This is a genomic window from Psychrobacter sp. AOP7-B1-24 (assembly GCF_052376215.1).
Classification (GTDB): domain Bacteria; phylum Pseudomonadota; class Gammaproteobacteria; order Pseudomonadales; family Moraxellaceae; genus Psychrobacter.
Window position 1 is genome coordinate 1 of sequence record NZ_JBQSVL010000105.1, and the last position, 6,914, is coordinate 6,914.

At 40.3% G+C, this 6,914-nt stretch carries 5 protein-coding genes and 1 pseudogene; 2 read left to right on the forward strand and 4 right to left on the reverse strand.

Translation table 11 applies throughout. The annotated features are described in order from the left end of the window. A pseudogene (locus tag ACT3QP_RS13605) lies at positions 1 to 909 on the forward strand (BREX-1 system adenine-specific DNA-methyltransferase PglX); the annotation flags it as partial. Then, entirely contained in the window at positions 909 to 3,578 is a 2,670-nt protein-coding gene (pglZ, locus tag ACT3QP_RS13610; RefSeq protein ID WP_444525871.1) for a BREX-1 system phosphatase PglZ type A, read from the forward strand. The pseudogene ACT3QP_RS13605 and the gene pglZ, both read left to right, overlap by 1 nt. A gap of 130 nt (positions 3,579 to 3,708) precedes the next feature. On the opposite strand, the gene ACT3QP_RS13615 is transcribed toward pglZ, so the two are convergent. The 4 genes from ACT3QP_RS13615 to ACT3QP_RS13630 all read right to left on the reverse strand — a co-directional run. Next, complete coding sequence (locus ACT3QP_RS13615; protein WP_444525872.1) at positions 3,709 to 5,091, reverse strand: replicative DNA helicase; 1,383 nt, start codon at positions 5,089 to 5,091, stop codon at positions 3,709 to 3,711. Then, the gene (locus tag ACT3QP_RS13620) at positions 5,088 to 6,032 is read right to left on the reverse strand and encodes a YdaU family protein (protein ID WP_444525873.1); all 945 of its coding nucleotides are present in this window, start codon (positions 6,030 to 6,032) and stop codon (positions 5,088 to 5,090) included. Before ACT3QP_RS13620 ends, ACT3QP_RS13615 begins: the two co-directional genes overlap by 4 nt. Before the next feature lies 1 nt (position 6,033). Next, a complete protein-coding gene (locus tag ACT3QP_RS13625; protein WP_444525874.1) occupies positions 6,034 to 6,303 on the reverse strand; it encodes a helix-turn-helix transcriptional regulator in 270 nt (89 codons plus the stop codon). Between the two features lie 133 nt (positions 6,304 to 6,436). Beyond that, positions 6,437 to 6,914, reverse strand: a 478-nt coding sequence (locus ACT3QP_RS13630; protein WP_444525875.1) for a hypothetical protein, incomplete at its 5' end; no start/stop codon positions are given.

Genomic DNA, 6,914 nt, shown 5'->3' on the forward strand with positions numbered 1-6,914 from the left:
TATATAGTTTCTAATTTCAATTTACATGAAGATGTTGATATTAACGTATTGGAAGAGCAAGTTACTTTAAAAGCAAATCCGATATACCGATATGATGCAATTGAAGAAGCAAATATACGCTTTCAATCAGATACGATTGGTGAGCTAATTAGTTACTCTTTAGGCTGCATGCTAGGCCGATACTCACTAGATCGTGAAGGTTTAATCTATGCAAATTCAGGTAATGAAGGATTTGATAAACTAGTTGCTGAGGGTGCGTACACAAGCTTCCCCGCTGATCAGAACGCTATCATTCCATTGACCGATCAAGAGTGGTTTAAAGACGATGCCACTGACCGTTTGCGTGAGTTTGTACAGGTCGTATGGGGTTCTGAGCATCTGCAAGAGAACTTAGACTTTATCGCGGAATCGCTATGCTTACACGCCATCAAGCCTAAAAAGTCAGAGTCCGCGCTTGAGACCATACGTCGCTACCTATCGACCCAATTCTACAAAGACCATCTAAAGACTTATAAGAAGCGCCCGATATACTGGCTATTTAGCTCAGGTAAAAACAAAGCTTTTGAATGCCTAGTGTATTTGCACCGCTATAATGAAGGCACATTGTCGCGTATGCGTACAGAGTATGTCACGCCGCTACTGGGTAAGTATGACGCCTATGCCGAGCAGCTGGATAAGCAGATAGAGAATGCTGAATCAACGAGTGATACCAACCGATTCAAAAAAGAGCTTGCCGCTCTAGTAAAGCAGCAAGTTGAGCTACGCGAGTTCGATGATAAGCTCAAGCACTATGCAGATATGCGCATATCAATAGACTTAGACGATGGTGTAAAAGTAAACTACGGTAAGTTTGGTGATCTGCTCTCTGATGTGAAGTCCATTACTGGATCAGCACCGGAGATCATCTAATGCAGGCAAGTGAACTCATTCAAGGTATCGTTGCTAAATTTAAAGATAACAGAATCGTATTTTGGCATGATCCTGACCAGAGCTTTATAGAAGAGCTAGATAGTCTAAATGAGCCTTTAACAGTGGCTATTGAGTCTAATGTTGATAGCGATGATGGGTTCTCTACCGAAGTCATGGTCTTAAATATGGCTAACGAATCCGTATTAGCCACCAAAAAGCGTATGGAAATCGATGAGCCTAGAAGGCGGTTTTTGCTTTATTATCCAAATTCTGAACCAGAGCCTGAGCGCGATTGGCTACTTGATATACGCCTGTATAGTGAGCAGTTTTTTGCTGATCATAGCTCGATGCTACTCAATGAGCTGGGCATTACTAACATGGCGCTTCGCTCACATATCCAAAAACGCCAAAAGTTCTTTGCCAATAAGCAGCGCTTAGCAGGACTCAAAAAGCGAGTAGCTACCAATGAAGATGAGATGACGCTAGATCGTAAGATGATCGCTGTTGTCGTAAAATCTGATTCAAACTATTTGTCAGATATCTTATTGAGTTTATTAAGGGAGCATGCAAGCTATTTAGAAGATAATACAAATGGATTGCCCTTATGGGATCAATTGATTAAGTTTGATTTGGTCGATGCCCTTTGGGAAGAGCTTGATAAAAATTATGGCTACGTCACAGAACAGCCGTCATTTGCAGACTTTGTATTGAAGTTATTTTGCACAGATTTTTGGGCGCAGACAGAAGGTGCTCAGCGTGAATGGCTTTCTAATAATATCCTTAAGAGTAATGCAGGTCGAGCTACGGCATTGGCATTTATGGTCACTTGGCGTGATAGCCGTACCTATTGCACCCATTATGAGATTATCGCTCACCAATTAAGTCAGCAGCTCGATATCAGCGCCAAAAGCAGCCACTATCGTCCTATTGAGCTAGTTCGATGTGAGACCTTTGAAGCGGTTGAGCAAAATATCATTCGCGGCTTGGTAGAGACGCTACTAGACAACAGCATAGCACTTGATAGAGTAGAGTTTGACAGTATCATCTCAACTAGGCTGGCAAGCCATTGGAGCTTATCTAAGCCCGCCTACAATAGTTTTTATAAAGCGTTACGTAGTGCAGAAACGCTTATTCATCTTCGTAACCTGTATGTTGATGGTTTTCATTTTGATAGCGCCAAATCGATGTACGATGCCTATGTCAATGATATTTACCAGTTTGATCAGGCCTATCGTTTATTCAATGAGCATGTACTTATCTCAATAAGCCTCGGTTCTGATATGCTCAGACAGCTAGATGAAGAGATTGAGAGTATCTATACCAACTGGTATCTCTATGAGCTAGGACTAGCTTGGGATCATCATTTAGGTGATGAGCAGCTATTGGATAAATGGCAGCTAGCAGATATCCCAAATCAGTACAATTTCTATGACAATGAAGTGCAAGCACGATTTAATACCACCCAGTTACAACGAGCCTTTGTCATCATCTCTGATGCTTTGCGTTATGAGGTAGCATCTGAATTATGGTCAATTATTAATAATGAAAAACGTTTCAAGGCCAGTATCTCAACACAGTTAGGTGTATTACCGAGCTATACTCAGCTAGGTATGGCGGCGCTATTGCCTCATGACTCTCTAAGCTATCAGCCTGAAAGAAGCAACGCCGTCTATGTTGATGGGGTCTCATCAGCGGGCTTAGATTATCGGGATAAAATCTTGCAAAAAGTAGGCGGTATGGCAGTAAAGGCAACAGACCTGATAAATTGGAGTAATCAAGAAGGTCGCGATAAAATCCGTGATGCAAGAGTCGTTTATATTTATCATGACACAATTGACGCTATGGGCGATAACTCAAAAAATGAAGAAAAGACCTTTGAAGCTTGCCGCAGTGCCATTGACGAGCTAAAAAACTTAGTAGGTCGCATTATCAATCGTCTGAATGGCAGTCACGTCGTAATAACTGCTGATCATGGATTTCTCTTTCAACAAAAAGAGCTAGTTGCCGACAATAAAACCAAGCTAACCACAAAACCTAGTGGCGTCATGGAAGCCAAAAAGCGTTACGTGATTGGTGATGACTTGCCATCAGATGACGCTTATTGGAAAGGATCTATCCGTAATACAGCCAATGGTTTGGCTGATTCCTTGTGTCAAAACCAGAATCAGACTGAATTTCTGATACCCAAATCTAGCCAGCGTTTTCATTTCGTGAGTGGTGCGAAATTCGTACATGGTGGCGCAATGCTGCAAGAGATATGCGTGCCTATTATTCATATTCGAGAGCTAGATAAAGAGCAGGCGACTAAGTTTGAGAATCAGCCAGTGGGTGTCGTTGTGGCAAACCAGCCAATTAAACTAGTCAGTAATATCGATAAAATTAAATTTATTCAAACGGATGCGGTGGGTAAACAATTCGTCTCTCGTCAGATTAATGTGTTTATCGTAGATAGTAATGGTAAAGAAATCTCTAGTAGAGAGACAATAAATTTTGATAGTAGTAGCAAGATTATGGATGAGCGTACTCGCGAGGCTAGGCTCAGTCTAATCGGCTCACAGTTTGACCGCAATGCACAATATACCTTGATATTGGAAGATGCTAAAACACAGACTAATTATAGTCAGTACAGTGTGACAATTGACTTGGCTCATTTGGATGATTTTTTCTAGGATTGGATATATTTGAACTAAAAGCCTTTGAGCTGCTGTATATGGTAGTCAACATAAAAAAGGTAAGCGCTTGGCGTTTACCTTTTCAAGATTATTGAGGTACGTTATTATAACGAGACCTACTTATTAGTTAAGACTTGCCACCAAAATGAGGAATTGTATCAAGATCATTTATTATTGGCATGTGATTAGTAAATCTTGAATAATTACCCTCAAACCCTAATCGAATAGTGCCGACTTTACCTTGGCGGTTCTTTGCAATGATTACCTCTGCGACTCCTTTAGCGTCCGACTTCTCGTTATAAACTTCATCGCGGTATAAGAATATAATTATATCAGCCTCCTGTTCGATTGCGCCTGACTCCCTCAAGTCGCTCATAATTGGTCTTTTATCGGGTCTGCTTTCCACTGACCGGTTTAGCTGAGAAAGTAATATTACTGGGCAATTAAACTCCTTTCCAAAGGCTTTTAGATGTCTTGTGACTTCACCTAGTCCATTAACACGGTCTTTGCCGTCAATCCCGCCCATGATTTGTAGGTAGTCAATAATAATCACACCTATTTCACCATGCGAGTTACGGATCTTATTTAGCGTAGTTCGCATTTGGTGGTAAGTCATCAGTGACTCAGATTCAATAAACAGGGGGTAATCTTTGCTGTAATTTCTAACCGTGTTGTTTAGGTTTGCCCAGTCATCGACATCCATACCCATTCCGCTTCTAACTTTTGATAGCTCAACACTAGATATTGAAGACATGAACCTTTGCATAACAGACTCGTCTGTCATTTCCACGCTAAAAAATACACCAGCCTTACGTTTATGGGTTCCTTGGCTGTCTTTATAAAACCCGTTTTGAACCATGCTTTGCAATATAGTTTGGGCGAAGGTAGTTTTACCCATTGATGGACGTGCTCCAACGACGACAAGGTCACCATTTTGTATTGGTGATCGGTTATCTAGTGCATCAAAACCAGTAGGTGAGAACGGCACTAACTCGCCTTTACTAGCTGATTGGAGTTTATCAAAGAACCCGTCCATCATTGACCCAACCGTTCTTGCACCACTGCCACTTTTATTAGTATCAATGACAGCAGTTAATCTCTCAACAATCCCATTTACATTATCATCAAGGCGCATGTCAGACATCTTCAAATCCTCCTGCGCTTGCATAAGAATGCTATTGATTGCGCGATACTTTGAAAGCTCGCGTACGCGGTCTGCATAGGCCTTGAGATTGAATAGTGTTGCTGGGCTTTCGCTTAATATTTCTGCTAAGTAACTATCAGGAACGTCATCACTATGATTATTAGCTGCGAGCCAGTCATGCACCATTACCGTATCGTACGGCAGACCGTCTTTGTCTAACGCCTTAACCGCTTGGAATAGTAACTCATGCTTTGCTGCTGCAAAATCCTCAATATCGAGCTTACTAGCAATATGTTCAAAAGCATTTTCAATACTCATTAATGACGCAAGTAGTGCTTTCTCTATATCTAAATTATGAAATTTCACGACAACACTCCTTTGGCCTTAGCCTGTTCCATATTGATATTGTTGGCTGCGATCTGCTCCACACGGCTCATCTGCTTAGTTTGTGACTGTGATTCGAACGAGTCGCTACGGTTACTGTGAGGACGAGCATTGCTGTTTTTTTCGCCTGACTCTATTATCTCGTCTAGCCACCCCTCATTATCTAAGTAAGTCATGGGAAACTTGCGAAACTTCTTATTAGGCGTTGATTTAACATAGTCTGGAACGTGAGACATGATTAGCTCTTTTTGCTCAACAGTGAGTGACTGCCACTTAGCCTTTAGTTTCACCAAACTACCTTTTTTATAATCGTAAGCATTCCAAAAATCATCAAATGATAAGTTAATTGATAGTTCTTGGTTAGTAGTTGATGGTTGTTGGTTAAGGTTAATTTGGCTATTCACTGGCAACCCATCAACAACCGACTGGGTTATTTTGGGTTTATTCTTAGGTGGTCTGCCTCCTTTTTTACCATTTTCACGGTTCTTTTCAGCATTTGCCTGATATTTTGCAATTTCATTATCAATACGGCTATGATGATACCCATCGTCTTCCAGCGTAAAAAACTCATTTAGTACGAAATTCAGCGCTTCAATCTCGACCTCAGATTTCAGTTTTAACCTACGCAAAAGCGGTTGAGTTTCTTTAGGTATTGGCATTTCATCTAAGTAGTAGCGGTCGATTAATGAACGATAGACATAATGCTCTATAGGACTCAAGTAGTCTGTATCTTTCTTATAGTCTGCTATATTGAAACTATAGTAATGCATCATGCACCCCATATGGCATTGTTGACGCGTAATATGCTGATTATTACAATCAATTAACTTAGTTAGGAGGTGGCTAATTACCAGAACAAACACTATTTGATTTTTGGGAGTAGTTTGCTCGATAGTGACAGAGGGATTTGTTGAGTTCATCATATTAATCCCCCATCATATTATTGGCTTGATCGTCTGTCTGATCAGTATGACTTTCTAGCCAGCTATTGATTTCAGACATGCGCCATAGACTGGCCCGCCCGATTTTTATTGGGGCAGGAAATTTATCTTCATGGATGAGATGGTAAAGATGTTTAGCAGAAAATCCAGTGATACCGCTTGAGGCAGGTCTGGCTGTAATAGTGCGCTGTTGACCTGATTGAGTGGTGTAGTTGCGAGCTGGACGCTCAGGTTGGTTTGCGAGATCTGACATTCGCAAATACCTGTTCTTTAGTTTCATATTATTACTCCATAGCAGGGTTATGGCCAGTAGTGGCTAGTGCTGTAGAGTAATAGTAATTAAGAATTTTACTTATTAGTATAGTTATGCGCGCATAATAAATTTTTTATGAAAAATTTCCATTCGTAGCTTCACAGAGTAATTTATAAACGTACTCGTAAGATGGTTGCTCATCTGTTTCAATATAGTCTTTAATGTATCTTGCAGCTTTAGTATTTTTGTTGAAGCCCTGTGTCACCTTTATATGAAGATATTCTTTCTTTTTTCGTTGACGATATTCAGCTTGAGGGGCCCATCTTGTTTTGGCCGCCTTAGTACCTTGTATTGAAGACAATTTTCTAAAATAGTCAGCACTATCATAAAAGATAGATTTACTACTACTAAAATACAATTGCATTGCATAGTCATGATACATCAAGGCTATATTGAATGCTTCTGTATGATAGGCGATAAAAGATAGCTCTTTGAATGCATATATTCGAAATACTTCGAGGAACTTTAAGCTCAATCTTTTAGATTCAGATGAAGAGTATTTAGATAAAATATGATTGAACTTTGAAGTATCAGATAAAAGCTCATTCAGA